Source organism: Blastococcus deserti (assembly GCF_042682525.1).
Lineage (GTDB): Bacteria > Actinomycetota > Actinomycetes > Mycobacteriales > Geodermatophilaceae > Blastococcus_B > Blastococcus_B deserti.
The window spans coordinates 166,592-187,102 of the sequence record NZ_JBHUHP010000019.1 but is presented as its reverse complement, the minus strand read 5'-3'; the positions used below and the strand labels follow the sequence as shown (position 1 = coordinate 187,102).

Annotated in this window: 15 protein-coding genes; 9 read left to right on the top strand and 6 right to left on the bottom strand. The window is 73.5% G+C overall.

Annotated features, from left to right (window positions below; all coding sequences use genetic code 11):
- Window positions 1-153 precede the first annotated feature (153 nt).
- Window positions 154-1,095 carry a phosphoglycerate dehydrogenase gene (locus tag ACFSHS_RS18405; RefSeq protein ID WP_376879213.1) on the top strand — a complete coding sequence of 314 codons (942 nt, stop codon included), beginning with the start codon at window positions 154-156 and terminating at the stop codon, window positions 1,093-1,095.
- Window positions 1,096-1,345: 250 nt separating this feature from the next.
- On the opposite strand, the gene ACFSHS_RS18400 is transcribed toward ACFSHS_RS18405, so the two are convergent.
- From ACFSHS_RS18400 to ACFSHS_RS18380, 5 genes are all read right to left on the bottom strand, one after another.
- Window positions 1,346-2,728, bottom strand: coding sequence for an MFS transporter (locus ACFSHS_RS18400; protein ID WP_376879210.1), 1,383 nt, complete (start codon window positions 2,726-2,728; stop codon window positions 1,346-1,348).
- Between the two features lie 300 nt (window positions 2,729-3,028).
- Window positions 3,029-3,328, bottom strand: a complete 300-nt coding sequence (gene catC, locus ACFSHS_RS18395; RefSeq protein ID WP_376879208.1) for a muconolactone Delta-isomerase — start codon at window positions 3,326-3,328, stop codon at window positions 3,029-3,031.
- A complete protein-coding gene (catA, locus tag ACFSHS_RS18390) occupies window positions 3,325-4,176 on the bottom strand; it encodes a catechol 1,2-dioxygenase (RefSeq protein WP_376879206.1) in 852 nt (283 codons plus the stop codon). The genes catC and catA overlap by 4 nt, the downstream gene beginning before the upstream one ends.
- Window positions 4,177-4,225: 49 nt before the next feature.
- The gene (locus ACFSHS_RS18385) at window positions 4,226-5,326 is read right to left on the bottom strand and encodes a mandelate racemase/muconate lactonizing enzyme family protein (RefSeq protein ID WP_376879204.1); all 1,101 of its coding nucleotides are present in this window, start codon (window positions 5,324-5,326) and stop codon (window positions 4,226-4,228) included.
- On the bottom strand, window positions 5,323-6,267 hold the full coding sequence (locus tag ACFSHS_RS18380) for a LysR substrate-binding domain-containing protein (RefSeq protein WP_376879202.1): 945 nt from the start codon (window positions 6,265-6,267) through the stop codon (window positions 5,323-5,325). The genes ACFSHS_RS18385 and ACFSHS_RS18380 overlap by 4 nt, the downstream gene beginning before the upstream one ends.
- A 211-nt stretch (window positions 6,268-6,478) precedes the next feature.
- Between ACFSHS_RS18380 and benA the strand changes: the two genes are divergently transcribed.
- From benA to ACFSHS_RS18360, 4 genes are read left to right on the top strand one after another with little or no spacing between them, the layout of a single operon-like run.
- Entirely contained in the window at window positions 6,479-7,855 is a 1,377-nt protein-coding gene (gene benA, locus ACFSHS_RS18375; protein WP_376879200.1) for a benzoate 1,2-dioxygenase large subunit, read from the top strand.
- 5 nt (window positions 7,856-7,860) lie between these two features.
- Window positions 7,861-8,409 (top strand): benzoate 1,2-dioxygenase small subunit, encoded by a 549-nt coding sequence (benB, locus tag ACFSHS_RS18370; protein WP_376879197.1) that lies wholly within the window; start codon window positions 7,861-7,863, stop codon window positions 8,407-8,409.
- Window positions 8,410-8,453: 44 nt separating this feature from the next.
- Window positions 8,454-11,177 carry a benzoate 1,2-dioxygenase electron transfer component BenC gene (benC, locus tag ACFSHS_RS18365; protein ID WP_376879195.1) on the top strand — a complete coding sequence of 908 codons (2,724 nt, stop codon included), beginning with the start codon at window positions 8,454-8,456 and terminating at the stop codon, window positions 11,175-11,177.
- A 60-nt stretch (window positions 11,178-11,237) separates the two neighbouring features.
- A complete protein-coding gene (locus tag ACFSHS_RS18360; RefSeq protein WP_376879193.1) occupies window positions 11,238-13,967 on the top strand; it encodes a helix-turn-helix transcriptional regulator in 2,730 nt (909 codons plus the stop codon).
- Between the two features lie 62 nt (window positions 13,968-14,029).
- Here ACFSHS_RS18360 and ACFSHS_RS18355 read toward each other — a convergent pair whose 3' ends face one another.
- The gene (locus ACFSHS_RS18355; RefSeq protein ID WP_376879191.1) at window positions 14,030-15,442 is read right to left on the bottom strand and encodes an ABC1 kinase family protein; all 1,413 of its coding nucleotides are present in this window, start codon (window positions 15,440-15,442) and stop codon (window positions 14,030-14,032) included.
- Window positions 15,443-15,624: 182 nt separating this feature from the next.
- On the opposite strand from ACFSHS_RS18355, the gene ACFSHS_RS18350 reads away from it, so the two are divergent.
- The 4 genes from ACFSHS_RS18350 (at window position 15,625) to ACFSHS_RS18335 (ending at window position 20,480) form a co-directional block, all read left to right on the top strand.
- Window positions 15,625-16,032, top strand: a complete 408-nt coding sequence (locus ACFSHS_RS18350) for a YciI family protein (protein ID WP_376879189.1) — start codon at window positions 15,625-15,627, stop codon at window positions 16,030-16,032.
- A gap of 18 nt (window positions 16,033-16,050) precedes the next feature.
- The gene (locus tag ACFSHS_RS18345; RefSeq protein WP_376879186.1) at window positions 16,051-17,298 is read left to right on the top strand and encodes an RNA polymerase sigma factor; all 1,248 of its coding nucleotides are present in this window, start codon (window positions 16,051-16,053) and stop codon (window positions 17,296-17,298) included.
- Between the two features lie 146 nt (window positions 17,299-17,444).
- Window positions 17,445-19,958 carry an EAL domain-containing protein gene (locus tag ACFSHS_RS18340; RefSeq protein ID WP_376879184.1) on the top strand — a complete coding sequence of 838 codons (2,514 nt, stop codon included), beginning with the start codon at window positions 17,445-17,447 and terminating at the stop codon, window positions 19,956-19,958.
- A 6-nt stretch (window positions 19,959-19,964) separates the two neighbouring features.
- Entirely contained in the window at window positions 19,965-20,480 is a 516-nt protein-coding gene (locus ACFSHS_RS18335; RefSeq protein ID WP_376879182.1) for an SET domain-containing protein, read from the top strand.
- The last annotated feature ends 31 nt before the right edge of the window (window positions 20,481-20,511 follow it).

Sequence of the window (20,511 nt, the reverse complement as noted above, 5' to 3'; positions counted from 1 at the left end):
TGGCACTGCTCCACCTTTCCGTGGCTTCAGTGCCTCCATCAATCCCGGGGCGGTTCAAGGAGTGGCCGGTGTTCCGGGAGGTCGGTCCGCTGTGGTCGTTCCTATGATCGCGGCCACCCGGAACTCGGATCCCGATCGAAGGCGGAAACCCTGGTGAAGCTCCTGCTGCCCAACTCGCTCCCGCTGGATCCGGTGCTGCCGGAGGGGGTCGAGGCGGTGCTCTACGACGCCTCCGTGCCGGTACCCGACGTGCACCTGGACGCCGAGGCGCTGGTGGTGTGGGGCAATTCCGGCGACGACCTGTCCGCCGTGGCGGGTCGGATGCCGCGGTTGCGCTGGGTGCAGACCCTCGCGGCCGGACCGGACGCGGTCCTCGCCGCGGGCTTCCCCGACGAGGTGGTCGTCACCGCCGGTACCGGCCTGCACGACCGGCCGGTCACCGAACACGCCTTGGCGCTGATCCTCTCCCTGGTGCGCCGCTTGCCCGCTGCCGGGAGGGCGCAGGCCGAGCACCGCTGGGCCGTCGAGCTGGGCGGTCTGCAGCCGTTGCATCCCGCCGGCGCGGTGACCACGCTGCTCGGCGCTCGTGTGCTCGTGTGGGGCTTCGGCAACATCGGGCAGCACCTCGCGCCGCTGCTGTCCCAACTCGGGTCGCAGGTCCGGGGCGTCGGGCGCAGTGCCGGGGAGCGGTCCGGGTTCCCCGTCATCACCGAAGCCGACCTGGATTCCGAGCTCGGCGGGACCGACGTCCTGGTGATGATCCTGCCCTCGACCGACGCCACCCGGAACGCGCTGGACGCCCGCCGACTGGCCGCCCTCCCCGAGCACGCCCTCGTGGTCAACGTCGGGCGTGGCTCCACCGTCGACGAGGAGGCGCTGGTCGCGGCCCTGGTGGACGGGCGCATCGCCGGCGCCGCCCTCGACGTCACCGCGGTCGAGCCGCTGCCGTCGGACTCCCCGCTCTGGGACGCTCCGAACCTGGTCCTCACCCCGCATGCCGCCGGGGGGCGGCCGGTGGGCGCCGACGAACTGATCTCCGCCAACGTTGCGGCGCTGGTGGCCGGCGAGCGGCTGCGGAACGTCGTGGAGCGCTAGCCCGCGACCTCAGCCACCGGGCTGGACACGTCTGCCGCCACCCGGTCGCGCGGTCCGCCTACGCCGCCGGTGCAGCTGTACGACCTGCAGGACGACGGCGGCGCCGACCAGGGCGTTGATCGGGAAGAACGCCTTCCGGTTCACGTACTCGACGCGGCAGGCCGTCCAGGAGCGTGGAACGGGCCAGCCCGGACGCCGGGTCCGTCCGGCGTCCGGGCTGGCTCGTCGCAGGTTCGTGGATGCCGCCCCGCTACCGGGCCTCGTGGGCGAGCAGGTCGCCCGGCTCCACGGCGAGCCGGACCGGCATCGCCCGCCGGGCGGGCAGCGCGTGCCGCGAGGCCGACGTCGGTACGACCAGGGTCAGCAGCGCGCCGAACACCGCCAGGGCGGTCAGCACGTAGAAGATCGCGTTGAGCGCGAGACCCGAGGCGATGAGCAGGCCACCGATCAACGGCCCGCCGATGCCACCGAGACGCCCGAAGCCGGCACACCAGGCCACACCCGCACTGCGGACGTTCGTGCGGTAGTACGTCGCCACGAAGCCGTAGATGAGGATCTGCGTCCCGCTGGTGCCGAGGCCGACGACCGCGACGAAGGCCAGCAGCACGCCGAGCGGGAGGCTGACGGTGAGCAGCACGAGCGCCAGCGCGCCGAGCAGGAACGACGCCGCGACCACGGGCTTGGGGCCGAACCGGTCGGCGAAGCGGGAGGCGACCAGCGCGCCCAGGACCGCGCCTCCGTTGAGCACCAGGAGGAAGGCCAGTGATCCGTTGGTGGAGAAGCCGGCGCGCCCCATGAGCTCGGGGAGCCAGGTGTTGAGGGCGTACACCAGGAGCAGACCGGTCGCACTGAGCAGGCCGAGCAGGATCGTCGGCAGCAGATAGGTGCGGCCGACGAGGCCGGCGAAACCCGCCCGGCCCGCGGGAGCGGGGTCGGTGGCCGGCAGGTCGGCCGCGCCCGGCTCGGCGAGCGGCACCCCGGTCCGCGCCGCGACCGCCCGGGCCTCCTCGACCCGGCCGCGGGAGACCAGCCAGGCCGGCGACTCGGGCATCTTGAGGAACGCGAGCGGCAGGAGCGTCACCAGCGGCAGTGCGCCGATCAGGAACATGCCTCGCCAGCCGATGGCCTCCAGCAGGACGATGGCCGTGAACGCGGCCAGCAAGCTGCCGAGCGGGACCCCCGAGTAGGTGATCGCGTTCGCGAGGTTCTTCTTGCCCGCCGGGGCGAACTCGGCGACCAGGGCGCCGGTCGTGGCGACCAGCGCTCCGACCCCGAGGCCGGTGACGAAGCGGAGCAGGCCGAAGGTCGTCGTCGTGGTGGTGACGGCCGTGAGCGCCATGCCGACGGAGAACCAGGCGTAGGCGGTGAGCATGACCTTCCGGCGGCCGATGACGTCCGCGACGCTCCCCGCGATCAGGGCGCCGACCAGCACACCGATGAGGGCGTAGCTGCCGAGGGCGCCGGCCACGGCCGGCGTCACCTCGCCGAGTTGGCCCGGGTCGCGGAGGAACAACGGGACGACGGTCCCGTAGACCACCAGGTCGTAGCCGTCGAAGACCAGGCCGACCGTGGCGAGGGAGACGATCCAGGTGACCGACCTGCGGCGGAGCGCGTCCTGCGTGGGTGATGCCACTGCACTTCTCCTCGGGATGGGGGGAGGGATGGCGGCCGGTTCAGGGCAGGGGGCACCCGGCGAGCGGCGTCGCCACGGGATGGGGGAGCGGACGGGGGTGGCCTCCCTGCAGAGGCCCGCCGCGAGCCTGCGCGTCGCGGGGGGCCGGGAGGTCCTGAGTCAGGCGTGCGGCATGTGGGCCGCAGCTGTCTCCTACTGCGCCGGGTCCTGCGCGGTGTCCTATTGCGCCGGGTCCTGCGCGGTGTCTTATTGCGCCGGGTCCTGCGCGGTGTCTTATTGCGCCGGGTCCTGCGCGGTGTCTTATTGCGCCGGGTCCTGCGCGATGTCCGACGGGTGCGCGGACAGGGGCGTGACCGTGATGCTCATGTACGGGAACAGCGGCAGGCCCCAGAGGATCTCGTGCAGCTGCTCGTTGCTGTCGACGGCGAAGATGCTGAGGTTGGCGTACTGGCCGACGCACCGCCAGATGTGCGGCCAGTGTCCGGATCGCTGCCAGTCCTGGGAGTACGCCTTCTCCCGGGCGAGGAGGTCGGCGCGTGCCGCCGGGTCCATGTCCGGCGGCAGCGCGACGTCCATCCGGACCGCGTAGAGCTGGGTCACGCGGGGTCCAGCGCGAAGTCGTAGGTGACCTCCTCGCCGTGACCGGAGGCGGCCGGGGTGGGCCGCAGGATGAGCTCGGGCTTGACGGCCTGGGCGACGTCGTCCTGGACGTGCGCACCGCCCTCGAAGTAGAGCTGGGTGGTGACCAGCTGCTTGCCCGGCGCCGACACCTTCAGGTGCAGGTGGGCCGGTCGCCAGGCGTGCCAGCCGGCCGCCGCGATGAGCGCGCCGCACGAGCCGTCGGTCGGGATCTGGTACGGCGCGGGCTTGACCGTGTGGAACGCGAACCGGCCGTCGGCCCCGGTGAGGATCGAGCCGCGCAGGTTCCACTCCGGGATCCCCGGCGCGAACTGCGAGTAGAACCCGTCGTCGTCGGCGTGCCACAGCTCGACCCGGGCGTCCTCGATCGGGTTGCCGTCGAGGTCGGTGACGGTGCCCTGGAAGAGGAGCGGGGTCCCCTGCTCCCCGTCGCGCATGGGGAGGGTGGCCCCGCTGCGGAACTCCGGTGAGCCGGGGATGTAGTACGGGCCCTCGATGGTGCCGACGGCGCCCTTGCGGTCGGCGTTGGCCACCTCCTCGACGACGTGCTCGACCCACACGTCGAGGAACAGCGGCCACTCGCCGTCCTCACCGACGCGGATCAGCCACGCCTTGAGGGCGTCGTACTCGGCGTAGGTCACTCCGTGCCTGCGGATCACGTCGTGCAGCGCCGTGATGGCGTCGGTCGCGATGGCCGAGACGCGCGCCTGGTCGACGGAGCTGGTGCTGCGTTCCTTCTGGGTGAAGCGCTCGGTGGCCGAGCGGCCGGATCCGGCGGCGGTCGCGCTGGGGACGGTGGGTGCGCTCATCGTGTTCTCCTGCGTCGGTGCGGATGGGAGGGTGTCGTGCAGCCGGGGGTCAGTCCCGGCGGTAGCGGGCGAGCTTGTCGGGGTCGATGTCGATGCCGAGCCCCGGTCCGGGACGGACGGCGAGCTCGCCGCCGGAGATCTCCAGCGGCTCGGTGAGCAGGTCGTCGCTCATGTCCAGGAAGTTCGACAGCTCTCCTGCGCGTCGGGAGGAGCTGCGGTGGGCGGCGCCGAAGGCGACGGCGCACGCGGTGCCGATCTGGCCGTCGATCTGGTTGCCCATGACGACCTCGACCCCCAGGCCTTCGCACTGGTGGAGGATCCGCTGCGACGTGCTGAAGCCGGTGCGGGCCGTCTTGATGCTGATCGCGGTCGCCGATCCCCCGAGCAGCTCGCGGGTCACCTCGCCCGGCGTCGTGGCGCTCTCGTCGGCGACGGTGGGCACCGTCGTCCGGGCGGTGAGCCAGCGGCGGCCCAGCACGTCGTCGGCCGGGCAGAGCTCCTCGGCCAGGGTCAGGTCGAGGTCGGCCATCGCCTGCAGGGCCCGCGCCGCCTCCGACGCCGTCCAGCCGCGGTTGCCGTCGATGTAGAGCTCCACGTCCGGGCCGAGAGCCGTCCGCAGCGCCCGGCAGGCGTCGACGTCGAGGTCGACCGGACGGCGGCCCACCTTCACCTTGAAGGTCCGGATGCCGTAGCGGTCGCGGACGCGTTCGGCCTCGGCGACCATCTCGGCGTCCGGCGCGAACCCGACCATGTGGCAGACCCGCATCCGGTCGGTCCAGCCGCCCAGCAGCTGGGTGACCGGCAGGTCCAGCGTGCGCCCCAGGGCATCCCAGACGGCCATGTCGACGGCTGCCTTGGCCGCCGGGTTGCCGACGGTCCGCTCCATCCGTGCGCGGACGGTCTCGCGCTCGAGGAGGCTGAGGCCCACCAGATCAGGAGCGAACAGCTTCTCGACCACCGCGACGATGGACTCCTGGGTCTCGCCGTAGGTGTACGGCCGCGGGGGCGCCTCGGCGAGACCCACCACGCCGTCGTCGGTGCGCACGCGGACCAGGACGTGGTCGGCGACGTGCACCTCGCCGCTGGCGAAACGCAGCGGCTTCCGGTACGGGATGGCGAACGGGATCGCTTCGACCGCGACGATCTTCAACGTGCTCCTCCGGAGGTGTGGGCGTGCGGGAGGGCGGAGGAGAGGGGTGGCGCATCGCTTCCGATGAAGCCGTTGGCCTCCAGCGCCTCCAGCAGCCGGGCGACGGCCGGGGAGCGGTCGTCGCTGCGCCAGGCGAGCGCCAGGTCCACGTGCACGTCGTCGGTGACGGGCACGAAGCGGACGCCCGGGACCTGCAGGGCGAGAGCCGACTCGGGCAGCGGCGCCACTCCCAGGCCGGCGGCGACGAGCGTGAGCATGATGGAGACCTCGGCGGCCTCGTGGGTGCGGCGGGGGAAGAACCCGGCGGCGAGGCAGGCGCGGGTCACCGCGGTGTCCACCACCGACTCCGGGACCCCGTAGACGATGAAGTCCTCGTCGCGCAGCTCGACGAGCTGCACCGGCTCGTCGCCGGCCAGACGGTGGCCGGCGGGGACGGCGAGGACCAGCCGCTCCCGAGCGATGAGGCGCGCGGACAGCCCGGCTCGGCGCAGCGGTGGCCGGAGCACGCCCAGGTCGATCCGGTCCTCGAGCAGGGCCAGCTCCTGTGCCCGGGTCAGCAGGTCGGGCTGGAAACGCAGCACCAGCCCCGGTGTCTCGCGGGCCGCGATACGGGCCAGCTGGGGGAGCTGGCGGAACGCCGCGAGCCCGGTCGCCCCGACGCGGAGGAGCCCGTCGCTACCGTCGCTGATGAGCCGGACCCGGGTCTGCGCGGCGTCCACCGACTCGAGGATCCGCTCCGCATCGCGCAGCAGGGCCTCCCCGGCGGGTGTGAGGTCCACGCGCCTTGTCGTGCGGATGAACAATGCGGCCCCGACCTGCGACTCCAGCTGCCGGATCGACTGCGAGAGCGGGGACTGGGCCATGTGCAGCTGCTCGGCGGCCCGCCCGAAGTGCCGCGTCCGCGCCACCGTGACGAAGTAGCGCAGTTGACGGATCTCCACGGGTGTTCCCTCCTCTCGTCGGCTCCCTGATGGAACGCGGCCAACGTAGGGCGGCTCGTTGTGTAGGCGCAAAGACCAAGTTTCGCTCAATCGAGACGCCACAAGTCTCAATGACTCCTGGGTCAGGACTAGGCGAATGTCCGGCGCGGACGTGACCTGCGCCACCAACAGTGGAGGAGCCGCACCAGACGACCTGACCGGAGGCCCGCCCATGAGCGCCGACCTGACCCACGTCCGCGACGTCCTTGCCGACGCCGTCGTCGACGACCCCGAGGCCGGGATCTACCGCGCCAACCGTCGGATCTTCACCGACGAGGAGATCTTCGAGCTGGAGATGACGCACATCTTCGAGGGGAACTGGATCTACCTCGCGCACGAGAGCCAGGTACCGAACCCGGGCGACTACTTCACGACCCACATGGGCCGCCAGCCCGTCGTCATCACGCGCGACAAGAACGGCGACCTGCACTGCCTGATCAACGCCTGCGCCCACCGCGGCGCGATGCTGTGCCGCCGCAAGACCGACAACCGGATGACGCTGACCTGCCCGTTCCACGGCTGGACGTTCCGCAACGACGGGGCGCTGCTCAAGGTCAAGGACCCGGACGGCGCCGGCTACCCGGAGGCCTTCAACACGAACGGGTCGCACGACCTGACCAGGGTGGCGCGGTTCGACAGCTACCGCGGTTTTCTCTTCGGCAGCCTCAACCCGGACGTCAGCACGCTGGCCGAGCACCTCGGTGACACGACCAAGGTGATCGACATGCTGGTCGACCAGTCGCCGGACGGGCTTGAGGTCCTCCGGGGCTCGTCCACGTACACCTACGACGGCAACTGGAAGGTGCAGGCGGAGAACGGCGCCGACGGCTACCACGTCACCGCGACCCACTGGAACTACGCGGCCACGACGTCCCGGCGCAGCACCGGTGAGTCGAAGAACGACACGAAGGCGCTCGACGCCGGGAGCTGGGGCAAGTCCGGCGGCGGCTACTGGTCCTACCCGAACGGGCACCTGTGCCTGTGGACGTGGGCGGGCAACCCGCAGGACCGACCGCTGTGGGACCGCATCGACCAGCTGAAGGAACAGTTCGGCGAGGCCAAGGGCGAGTTCATGGTCAAGGGCTCACGCAACCTGTGCCTCTACCCGAACGTCTACCTGATGGACCAGTTCAGCACCCAGATCCGGCACTTCCAGCCGATCGCGCCGGACAAGACCGAGGTCACCATCTACTGCATCGCCCCCAAGGGGGAGAGCCCCGAGGCCCGCGCCCACCGGATCCGCCAGTACGAGGACTTCTTCAACGCCTCGGGGATGGCCACGCCGGACGACCTGGAGGAGTTCCGGTCCTGCCAGCTCACCTTCCGGGCCACCGCCGCGCCCTGGAACGACATGAGCCGCGGCGCCGAGCACTGGCTCACCGGACCCGACGAGGTCGCGACGTCCCTCGGCATGGACGGCGTCATCTCCGCCGGGAGGCGCAACGAGGACGAGGGGCTCTACCCGGTGCAGCACGGCTACTGGCTCCAGACCATGCGCGCCGCGCTCGAGAAGCAGGCCCGCACCTCCACCGCTGCAGTGAGGGGCTGACTCCCATGACCACGACGCAGACCACCGTGCCGACGCCCGCGGGCGAGGCGCCCGCGGGAACGAAGCTGATCACCCAGAACGCCATCGAGCAGTTCCTCTACCGCGAGGCGCGCCACCTCGACGACCGCGAGTTCGAGAAGTGGCTGGAGTGCTACGCCGACGACGTCGTCTTCTGGATGCCCTCGTGGGGCGACGACGACCGGCTCACCGAGGATCCGCAGCGCGACATCTCACTGATCTACTACCCGAACAAGGGCGGCCTGGAGGACCGGGTCTTCCGGATCCGCACCGAGCGGTCCAGCGCGACGTCCATCCCCGAACCGCGGACCAGTCACAACATCTCGAACGTCGAGGTCATCGAGCGCCGCGGCGACCTGGTGGACGTCCGGTTCAACTGGCACACGATGTACTTCCGGTACAAGACCGTGGACCCCTACTACGGCACGTCGTTCTGCACGATCGACTTCTCCGGGCCCGCGCCTCTCATCCGGCGCAAGACCGTGGTGCTGAAGAACGACTACATCCACCACGTCGTCGACGTCTACCACCTCTGACCAGGCATTCCCCCGAGTCGCGGAGACTTCTCATGGACCATCGCGTGGCACTCGCGTTCGAGGACGGGGTCACCCGCTTCATCACGTGCCGGGAGGACCAGACCGTCGCCGACGCGTCCTACCGGTCACGGATCAACATCCCGCTGGACTGCCGGGACGGCGCCTGCGGGACCTGCAAGGCCCTCTGCGAGTCGGGCGAGTTCGACGGCGGTGCCTACCTCGAGGACGCGCTGTCGCCGGACGAGGCCGCGAACGGCTACGTGCTGCCCTGCAGCATGAAGCCGCGTTCGGACCTGGTGCTGCAGATCGCGACCACGTCGGCCGTGGCCAAGACCAGCGCCGCCACCCACCGCGGCACGGTCACCGCGCTCGACCGGCTCTCCCCGACGACGGTCGCCCTCACGATCGAGATCGCGGACCGGGACGCCCTGGCCTTCCTCCCCGGGCAGTACGTCAACATCGCCGTGCCCGGCACCGAGCAGAGCCGCTCGTACTCCTTCAGCAGCGCCCCGGACGACGAGGCGCTGACCTTCCTGGTCAAGCTGACGCCCGGTGGGGTCATGTCGACCTACCTCGAGGAGCGTGCCACCGTCGGCGACGACATCGCCTTCACCGGCCCGCACGGCAGCTTCTTCCTGCGCGAGTCCGAGGCCCCGCTGGTCCTGCTGGCCGGCGGCACGGGGCTGGCGCCGATCCTGTCGATCCTGCGGACGCTGGAATCGGGCACGACCACTCGTCCGATCCACTTGTTCTACGGCGTCACGACCGACGACGACCTCGTCGAGACGGACACCCTCGAGGCGCTGGCGGGTTCTCTTCCCGGCCTCACCTGGGACCACTGCGTCGCCGATCCGGCCACGAAGGCGCGCAACCAGGGCTACGTGACCGGGCTGATGGGGCCTGAGCACCTGCACGGCGGGAGCGCTGCGGTCTACCTCTGCGGTCCGCCGGCCATGGTCGAGGCCGTCCGCACGCACGTCGCCGGCCTCGGCGTCGCGCCCTCGGGCTTCTACTACGAAAAGTTCGCCCTGGCGGCACCGCCGGCCGAGGTCGTGGAGGATGCCGCCGAACCCGGGCCCGCGGCCGTCGAGCCACCGCCGGGGCCGGTCGTCATCCCGGACACCGTGGCCGAGCTCCTCGGCCTCGACGGCCGGGACGGCCGGGCGTCGGCCGGGCAGCTCCTGCTGCCGCGCGTCGAGCTGCCCCCGGTCGGTGCCGGCGCGGCCGGCCGGGGTGCCGAGTCGCCCGCGGACCTGTGGCGACTAGCCGGGCAGCCGGTGGGTGAGCCGACCACGGTCGGGCACGTCCTGCCGGTGGAGGACGCCGACGACCTGCTTCCCGCCGTCGGCGCCCGCGCCGTCGCCGGCCAGGAGATGCTCCCGGAGGCTCTGATCGAGCCGCTCCTCCGACCGCCGACGACCCAGGCCCCGACGACCCAGGCCCCGACGACCCAGGCCCCGACGGACCGGCCCGCCGTGTCGCCGACCGGAACCGTCGACGGCTACCAGATCGGTGAGGAGCACCCGTCCGTGTCCGAGTCCGACGCGCTCTTCGACGCGCGCCGCGCACTCGAGTTCGGTGCGCTCGAGCTGACCATCGGACGCCTGACCCACCAGCAGCTGGCCGGTTACCGGCTGCTCGCCGAGGCCGCCCTGCCCTACGTCGAGGGCGACCGGCTCGTCGACGCGGCGTCGTACACCGAGACCAACGCCGCGTTCCACGACTACCTGTTCACGCTCACCGGCAACGAGCACCTGCTGCGGGCGTACCAGGCGCTCGGCGTCAAGGGGCACATGGAGGAGTCGCTGCGCGCGGCGACGTGGATCCACCCGCGGTGCACGCAGGACCACCTCGACATCGTGACGGCGTTCTCGGCCGGCGATCGGGAGCGGGCGCGGGTCCTGATCGCCGAGCACGCGGAGCGGTCCAAGCAGACGACCCGCCGTGCCATGCGTGATGTCGCCGAGGGACGCCGTCCCCGGTTCGTCACGCCGGGGCGGTTCGCCGGGCAGGTGGTGCTGGTGACCGGCGCGGGGCAGGGGATCGGGGAGTGCACGGCCCGGCGGATCAGCGCCGAGGGCGGCGCGCTCGTCCTGGCCGACCGCGCCGCGCTGGTGCGCGACCTGGCAGCCGAGCTCGACCACCCCGGTGCCGAGGCGATCCCGGTCGTCGCCGACCTGGAGACGTGGGAGGGAGCGTCGGCGGTCGTGGAGGCCGCGCTCGCCCGGTTCGGCCGCATCGACGTCGCCATCCACACCGTCGGAGGCACGATCTGGGCCAAGCCGTTCGAGCACTACCCGCCGGAGCAGATCCGGGCCGAGATCGACAGGTCGCTGTGGCCGACGCTGTGGTGCTGCCGCGCCGTCGTGCCGCACATGGTCGAGCGGGGCCGCGGAACCATCGTGAACGTGTCGTCGGTGGCGACCCGAGGCCTGAACCGGGTCCCGTACGCCGCAGCCAAGGGCGGGGTCAACGCGATCACCAGCGCGCTGGCGCTGGAGATGGCACCGCACGGTGTGCGGGTCGTCGCGACCGCCCCCGGCGGCACCGAGGCCCCGCCGCGTCGCACTCCCCGCGGTCCCGCACCCCGGACCGCGCAGGAGAGGGCCTGGTACCAGACGATCGTCGACCAGACGGTGGAGTCCTCGCTGATGAAGCGGTACGGGACGCTGGACGAGCAGGCCGCGGCGATCACCTTCCTCGCGTCGGAGGAGGCCTCGTACATCACCGGGACCGTCCTGCCCGTGGCCGGTGGCGACCTCGGCTGAGCCGTAACGCGGAGAGCGCGACGAGGTCAGGCCGCCCGATCCCGGCCCTACGGTGTCGTCGTGAGCCCGAACACCGGCGACGCCCACGTCGTCGGGCTGGCCGCCGAGGCCGCACGGCTGGAGGCGCTGCTCGTCCGGGCGCGAGCAGGCGGGCCGGTGGTCGCCGTCATCCAGGGCCCGGCCGGGATCGGCAAGACCACCCTCCTGCGCCGGTTCCTGCGTCGGCACCCGGAGCTGCCGACCACGGCGGTGACCGGGTTCCCGTGGGAGTCCGGCCGGGCGGGTGCGCTCGCCCGGCGGTTGCTCGAGGACCGCGGAGGACCCCCGGAGCCGTCGACCACGACCGACCCGGCTGACCTCGGCATCGCCCTGGCCGGGCGGTGGGTGGCGCGGGCGCAGGAGGGGGCGCTCGTGGTCGCGCTCGACGACGCCGGCCGTACCGACGTGGTCTCCCTGCAGGCGATCACCTCCGCGGTCGCCCGCCTGCACGACGTGCCGGTGCTGCTGCTGCTCGCCCGGTCCACCGGGTGGCCGGCCACCGAGGAGCCGGAGGTCGCCGACGTGCTCGACGAGCTTCCGGGCGTCCCCGTACCGGTGCCGCCACTGGGGCCGGAGGACGCCCGGCTCCTGGCCGCCCGGGTGGCGGCCGTCGAGCTGCCCCTGCCGGTCGCCCGGCGACTCTGCGAGCACACCGCCGGCATCCCCCGGTACCTGCTGGACCTGCTGCGCGAGACCCCGCCCATGCGCTGGTCGGACTGGCAGACGCGGCTGCCGGCGCCGGCGAGCGTCCAGCGCCGCGTGCAGCGGGCCCTCGACCGCACCTCTCCCGCCGCCCGGTCGCTGGTCGAGGCGGCTGCCGTGCTCGGCCGGACCCCCGTGCTCGCCGACGCTGCGGCCGTGGCCGCGCTCGCCGAACCGATCGCCGCTCTGGACGAGGCCAGTGCCGCGGGTCTCCTGACCACCGCCGCCGGGCACGGCCTGGACGCGCTCGTCTTCCCCGAGCGGTTCATCCGCGGTGCGGTCTACGGAACCCTGTCACCGCGGGCGCGGCACGACCTGCACCTGCGCGCGGCCACCGTGGTCACCGACGACACCGAGCGGCTCCGCCACCGCGTGGAGGCGGCTCCCCTCCCGGACGCCCGTCTCGCCGACGAGCTGGTGGAACTGGCGCGGCGCAAGGCCGACGAGGGTGCGTGGGCCCTGGTGGCCGGCGCCCTCATCGACGCCAGCCGGATCAGCCCCACCCGGGCCGACCGCGAGGATCGGCTCATCGAGGCTGTCGACGCACTCGCCGGAGCCGGCCTGCTGGACCAGGCCGTGGACGCCCTCCCCGACGTGGAGGACCTCCCCGCCGGCCCGCGCCGCGACGCGGTGCTGGCCTACGTCGCGGTGCAGCGGGGCCGCCGGGCCGAGGCGGTCTCCTACCTGGACACCGCCTGGCGCCACCGGGGGACGAACCGCGGCGCCGCCGCCGTCGTCTGCCAGCGCCACGTGCTGCACGCCCTGGCCGACTGGAACGGCGACGAGCTGGTGCGGTGGGCCGGCCGGGCGGTGGAGTACGCCGAGCCGGGGTCTCCGGCCGCGGTCGAGTCCCGCGCGATCGTCGGGCTCGGGCATGCTGCCCGCGGGTGCATCGACGAGGCGTTCACCGCCTATCGGCAGGCGCTGGCCGAGAGCCCGTCGGGGCCCCAGCACCAGCGCGCCCGCATGGGGCTGGGCTGGCTGTCCCTCGCTCAGGACCACCCCGAGGCCGCCCGGCGCGAGCTGGAGTTCGCCGTCCGGACCGTCCGGCAGACCGGCTCCAACCGCATCTCCCTGTGGGCCCTGGTGTGGCTGGCCCGGACCCGCTTCGCCCTGGGCGACTGGCCGGGGGCGCTGGACGCGGTCGGCCAGGCAGAGGTGCTGCTCGGGGCCACCGGGCTGGACCTCCTGCGTCCCCTCGTCCACTGGACCGGCGCGCAGATCCGCGCCCTGCGGGGCGAGCGGGACGCCGCGGAGCGCCACCTGAGCCTGGGAGCGGCTGCCGAGCACGACTACACCGTCATGACGGTGCCCGCGCTGCTCGCCCGTGCGCAGGTCGCCGAGACGGCGTCGGACTACTCCACGGTCGTCCGCCACCTGGCCCCCCTCGTCACCCGGATGCCGCGCGGCGGTCTCGACGAACCAGGCTTCTGGCCCTGGCACGACGTCTACGCCAACGCCCTCGTCGTGACCGATCGGCTCGCCCAGGCCGAGGAGTTCCTCGCTCCCCTCGAAGCGACGGCGCACCGGCGGGGACACCGCTCCGCGAGTGCCCGGCTCGGTTACGTCCGCGGCCGGCTGCTCGCCGCCCGGGGCGACCTCCCCGGCGCAGAGGAGGCGTTCGAGGCGGCGCGCGCACGGCTCGCTCCGCTGCCACTGCCGTACGAGCGCGCCCGCGTGGACTTCGCCCACGGCATCACCCTGCGGCGGGCCGGCCGGCGTCGAGACGCCGCCGAGCTGCTCACCACGGCGCGCCAGGCCTTCGCCGCCCTCGGCGCCCAGGTCTACGTGGAGCGCTGCGACCGGGAGCTCAAGACGGGCCGGCCCGCATCCCGCGGAGCCGAGCCCGGCACGGAGAGCCTGACCGAGCAGGAGCGGACCGTAGCCGGCCTCGTCGCCACGGGGCTCACCAACAGGGAGGTGGCCGCCGCCATGCTGCTGTCGGTCAAGACCGTCCAGTTCCACCTCACGCGGGTCTACGTCAAGCTCGGCGTCCGGTCACGCGCCGAGCTCGCGGCGCGCTTCGCCCGTCAGCCCCCCGAGCAGTGAGGGCTCCTCTGCCTGGCCCGGGCCGGCGCCACCGCACGCACAGGGCCGGAGGCTTCCGGTGCCTACGTCGGTGGCCGCGGGGACGGCGGGTGCGGCGTGCTGCTGTGGCGGACGCTGTTGTCAGGAGCGCTGCGTCGGGTGACGGGGGCCTGGTCGTAGCCGGGGAGCCACCGCCGGACCTCCTCGTCGACGGGGACGGTGGCGTCGAGCGAGCACAGGACGCCGACCAGGCCGGCGGCCACCCGCTGCAGCAGGAGGTGGCGCGGCGGGATGACCAGCCGCCGCTGGGTGCGGGCGGCGGCGCTGCGCGGGTCGGAGACGCGCCGGGTCTGCTCCTGCAGCCAGCCGCGGGTGAAGTGGTACGCCGGGCTCCGCAGCGGTTCCAGGTAGGGGTCGAGCAGGTCCATCAGTGCGGGCGCGGTCACCTTGCCGGGCTGCAGCAGTCCGGCGGCGGCCGCCAGCTCGTGCACCGTGGGGCCTTCGCGGTCCCGACCGGCGGCGAGCAGCGGACCGAGCCGCTCCGGCCAAGCGTGCGGCATCTGCTCGGTGGCCCCGAAGTCCAGGACGGCGAGCCGGCCGTCGGGCAGCAGCCGGAAGTTGCCGGGATGCGGGTCGCCGTGCAGCCGCCGGGCACGCACCGGCCCGGAGGCGAAGAGACGGACGAGCAGCAGACCGGCGCGATCGCGCTGGGCGCGCGTGCCCTCGGCGATGACCCGGGAGAGCGGGACGCCGCTGACCCACCGGGTGGTCAGCACCCGGTCCTCAACCGCGACGACGTCCGGGACGTGGATGTCGGGGTCGTCGCGGTAGGCGCCGGCGAAGGCCATCTGGGCGTCCGCCTCGAGGACGTAGTCGACCTCGTCGGCCAGCCGGTCGCGCAGTTCGGCGATCAGCTGCCGGGCATCGAGGCCGGGCGCCGCCGCCTGCATCACCGGCGCCAGGTGCTGCAGCATGCCCAGGTCGGCGACCAGGGCGTCGCCCGCGCCCGGGTACTGGATCTTGACGGCCACCGGAGTGCCGTCGTACCAGGTGGCGCGGTGCACCTGGCCGACGCTGGCCGCGGCGACGGGACGGTCGTCGAACTCGCGGAAGAGCCCGCGCCAGCCACCCGGGAAGGACCGGTCGAGCTGATCGTGGACCATCGCGGTCGGCATGGCCGGTGCCGCCTCCTGCAGCCGGACCAGCGCCTCCCGGTAGGGGCCGACCAGCTGCTCGGGCAGCGCGGCCTCCAGCGCCGACAGCGCCTGGCCCGCCTTCATGGCCCCGCCCTTGAGCTGTCCGAGGGTCGAGAACAACTGCTCGGCCGTGCGCTGCTGCACCTGCGCGGCGACCAGCTCGGCGGGGCGGCCACCGAGCCGCTTCCCGAGGCCGACGGCGGACCGCGCGACGTGGGCGGCCGGCAGCGCGGCGAGCCGGGCGGTCCGGGCGACACGTCCCCGGGCGGGCCGGCCGCCGTCCGGTGCCCCAGGAGCCACGCGGCGGAGAGTAGCCCCATGAGGACGCCGGGGTCGCCTCCCCGTGCCGGAACCGGGCGGAGCACGCGGTCTCGTCCAACTCCGCGGAGAGATGTCGCGGAGGGATGTCGAGAACGCGGGCGTGGCTCCGTCCCCGCAGTGCACGCGGCCACGATGGGCCGTACCTGATCGAGGAGAAGACGATGGCCAAGTACCTGTTGCTCAAGCACTACCGGGGCGCGCCGGCGGCGGTCAACGACGTACCGATGGACCAGTGGACGCCGGAGGAGATCTCGGCCCACGTGCAGTACATGCAGGACTTCGCCGCCCGCCTCGAGGGCACCGGCGAGTTCGTCGACGGTCAGGCGCTCTCCCCGGAGGGCACGTTCGTCCGCTACGACGGCGAGGGGCGCCCGCCGGTCACCGACGGCCCGTTCGCGGAGACCAAGGACCTGATCGCCGGCTGGATGGTGATCGACGTCGACACCTACGAGCGGGCGATCGAGCTGGCCGGCGAGCTGTCCGCGGCTCCGGGCGCGGGTGGGAAGCCGATCCACGAGTGGCTCGAGGTGCGCCCGTTCCTCGCCGCACCGCCGACCATCACGGAGTGACGCCCGGTGGACCCAGCCGTGGATCGCGCGGTGGACGAGGCCCTGCTGCGGGCGCTCATCCCCACCGTGATCGGGATCCTCGGCCGCCGCGGAGCCGACTTCGCGGCGGCCGAGGACGCCGTCCAGGACGCCTTGGTCGAGGCCGTGCGGGTGTGGCCGGACGACCCGCCGCGCGACCCCAAGGGCTGGCTGGTCACCGTGGCCTGGCGCAGGTTCCTCGATGCCGCCCGCGCCGACACCTCCCGGCGGCGGCGCGAGGTGCTCCTGGACGACGAGCCGGAGCCGGGCCCGGCCGGAGAGGTGGACGACACGCTGCAGCTCTACTTCCTCTGCGCGCACCCGTCCCTGTCCCCGGCCGCGGCGGTCGCGCTCACCCTGCGCGCGGTCGGCGGCCTGACCACGCGCCAGATCGCGCGGGCCTACCTCGTGCCGGAGGCGACGATGGCCCAGCGCATCAGCCGGGCCAAGCGGACCGTCTCGGGGGTCCGGTTCGACCAGCCCGGCAACGTCGCCACGGTGCTGCGCGTGCTCTACCTGATCTTCAACGAGGGCTACTCCGGCGACGTCGACCTGGCCGCCGAGGCGATCCGGCTCGCCCGCCAGCTGGCGGCCGGGACCCGGCACGAGGAGGTGGCGGGTCTGCTGGCGCTCATGCTGCTCCACCACGCGCGGCGCCCGGCCCGGACCCGTCCCGACGGCAGCCTCGTGCCCCTGGCCGAGCAGGACCGCAGTCTCTGGGACACCGGGCTGATCGCCGAGGGCGTCGACGTGCTGCAGGCCGCGCTCGCCCGCGACCGGCTGGGCGAATTCCAGGCCCAGGCCGCCATCGCCGCCCTCCACGCCGACGCGCGCACGGCGGAGGAGACCGACTGGGTGCAGATCGTCGAGTGGTACGACGAGTTGGTGCGGCTCACCGACAGCCCGGTGGCCCGCCTCAACCGGGCCGTCGCCGTCGGGCAGGCCGACGGCCCGCGGGCCGGCCTGGCCGCCCTGGCGGGGCTCGACCCGTCACTGCCCCGCCACGCCGCCGTCGCGGCGTACCTGCACGAGCGCGACGGGAACGCGGGAACCGCGGCTCGGCTCTACGCCGAGGCCGCCCGATCGGCGCCCGACGTCCCCGAACGCGACCACCTCGTGCGACAGGCCGCACGGCTCAACGCGGCACTGCGCGGTCGCGCGGCCGGCGGCAGCCACCCGCCGGGCCGTGGGGGCGGCCGGTCCGACGTCCACGGGCGGTCGGCGCGCCCGCCCGCCCCGAAGGAGTGAGCCTTCCGCCGTCGCCGACGGTCAGCGGGTCCTCCTGCCGAGAACCCTGGTGACAGGGGAACGGAAGGGGCCGCACGATGGCACCACGACGCGTGTCGTCGGCGGGTGGTGCGCGCACGTCGTCGGAAGTGGCACCGTTGGGTGCCATGCCCCATCCCGCAGGGGAACAGACCCTCGGTGACGTCGCCCAGCCGGCCCGCGCGGTGCGGCCGGACACCCTCGTGCGCGCGGTCGAGGAACTGCTCCGGGCGGACGGTGATGCGCAGTGGCTGGTGATGACCGACGCCGGCGGACCGGTCCTGCTGACCCGCACCTGGCTGCAGCAGCTGAGGTCCGGCTCGTCCGGCCGCGAGGACGACGCCCGGCGTCCGGTGCGCGAGGTCAGCCCCCCGGGCGCGGTCGTGGTCCCCGCAGCCTGCACCGTCGGCGAGGCCGCCGCCCTGGTCGCCGAACGGCGGCGCACCGGGGAACAGATCCCGGAGGCGCTGGTCGTCAGCCGCCCCGACGGCGCGTTCGGCGTCGTCCCGCTCACCACGCTCTTCGAGCACCTCGCGCAGCACTACGCCCACCGAGCCGTGCACGACCCGCTGACCGGCCTGCCGAACCGGCTCTTCGTGGAGGAGCAGCTCCAGCCGCCGCGCAGCTTCCGGCCGGCGGTCCTGTTCTTCATCGACCTGGACCGCTTCAAGGACGTCAACGACCAGTTCGGCCACGCCGCGGGCGACGAGGTGCTCCTGCAACTGGCCGCGCGGCTGCGCGCGCTGGGCCGGGCGGAGGACCTGGTGGCTCGCCTGAGCGGGGACGAGTTCGCCCTGATCACCGCGGACCGGCTGACCTTCGAGCAGGCGGAGGCCGTCGCCAACCGCATCCTGCTCGCCGCCGACACCCCGCTCGTGCTGCGGGGCACCGACGGTGCCGAGAACCTGGTGACGGTGGGGGCGAGCGTGGGCATCGCCCACGCACCGGCGGGAGACGGGTTCTTCGGCGCGGAGGCGCTGAACGTCCTCCTCGCCCAGGCCGACGCGGCCATGTACCGGGCGAAGTCGCTCGGCCGGGGCCGCGCCGCCCACTTCGCCCCCGAGCTGCTCGAGGATCGCGAGGCCACCGAGGCGGTGCGTGCCCGGCACGTGCTGGAACGCCGGCTCCGGGCCGCGGTCGACGGCGGCGGGCTGACCCTGCGGTACCAGCCGGTCGTCGCGCTCCCGTCGGGGCAGGTCACCGGCGTGGAGGCCCTGGCCCGCTGGCACGACGAGGAGCTCGGCGAGATCTCGCCGGACGAGTTCGTGCCACTCGCCGAGCGCACCGGGCTGATCGTCGACCTCGGGCGCTGGGTGCTCCGCACGGCGTGCCACGAGGCGGCTCGCTGGCCCGTCGTCGTGGCCGGTCCCGCTGCCTCGGTGGCCGTGAACGTCTCCCCGGTGCAGCTGGGCCAGCGCGACTTCGTCGGCGACGTCGTCGCCGCCCTGCGCGCCTCCGGACTGGAGCCGCCGCGCCTGTGCCTGGAGATCACCGAGACAGCCGCCATCACCGACCTCGCATCGACCGCCGCGCGGCTGGAAGAACTACGGCGGCTGGGCGTCCGGCTCGCCCTGGACGACTTCGGCTCGGGTCACTCGTCGCTGACGCTGCTGCGCCGGCTGCCGGTGGACCTGGTCAAGATCGACCGGTCCTTCGTGGAGCGGGTCACCACCGACACCGCGGACGCCGTGCTGGTGCGCCTGGTCATCGAGGCGGCGCACAGCCTCGGCCGGCGGGTGTGTGCCGAGGGCGTGGAGACGCTCGAGCAGGCCCGGCAGCTGGTGGCCATGGGATGCGACTCCGCGCAGGGCTGGCTGTTCGGCCGCCCCGCCGACGTGCCGGTCCTGGCGGGTCCGACCCAGGGTCCGGCCGGGATGCACGTCGCCGCCCCCGCGCCCCTGCCGCTGCACGGCAGCGACGAGACGGTCGTCGTCACGACGCCGGACGGGATCATCACGTACGCCTCGGCCACCACCGGCCCCGTCCTGGGATGGCTCCCGCAGGAACTGGTGGGCAGGTCGGTCCTCGACCTGCTGCACCCGGACGACGTGGAGCGCCTCCGCTCCGCGGGACGGCTCGGCGGCGCCGGCGGCGCCGACGGCACCGTCCACCGTGCCCTGCACCGTGACGCCGGGGTGCGCTGGCTGCGCACCACGATGCAGGAGCTGACCGACTCCACCGGCTCGGTCCGGGAGGTCCTCACCGTCTCCCGTGACGTGACCGCGACCGTGGCCGCGCAGGAGGCGCTGGCCGAGAGCGAGTCGATGTTCCGCCACGCCTTCGACGACGCCCCCATCGGGATGGCCCTGACGGGGCTGGACGGCCGCTTCATCCGGGTGAACAAGGCGTACGCCGCCCTCGTCGACCGGGTTCCGGAGCAGCTCGCCGAGATGTCGGTCGCCGACCTCACCCACCCCGACGACCTCGCCCAGGACGACGCCAACCTGGCCCAGGCCCGGACCGGGGCGGCGCAGGCCCACGACGTCCGGAAGCGCTACCTGCGTGCCGACGGCACGCCCGTCCACGTGCGGGTGCACGCCGCCGCCGTGCTGGACCGCTCGGGGCGGCCCGCCTACGTCTTCGCGCACATCCTGCAGCGGGAGCCGCACGACGACGGGCGCGGCCGGTCCCGGAGGGGATGACCGGCCGTGGCGAGCAGCTGGATCACGCCCAAGGCCGCCAAGGGGGCGCCCAGCCGGATCTCGGGACGAGGCCTCGTCGCGCTGCGGGCGATCGCCGCGGGCGAGGTGGTCGCCGTCAAGGGAGGCCACGTCGTGACCACGGAGCGGCTGCGGTCCCTGCCCGAGCGGCTGCAGAACTCCGACGTCCAGATCACCGACGACCTGCACCTGGTCGCGCTGACCGAGGAGGAGTACGAGGCGGTGATGCTGTTCATCAACCACTCCTGCGAGCCGAACGTCGGGTTCGCGGGCAACGTCGTCCTGGTGGCCATGCGCGACATCAACGCCGGCGAGGAACTGACCACGGACTACGCCATGTTCGACGACCACGAGGGGTCCATGGACTGCGCCTGCGGCAGCGCGGCGTGCCGTCGGCGGATCGACGGACGGGACTGGATGCGAGCCGATCTGCAGGCGCGCTACCGCGGGTACTTCTCGTGGTACCTGGCCCGGAGGATGCCCGGCGGCGACCCCGGTCGCTGAGCACCCGCGGCACACCGGCGGCGTCGCGCCG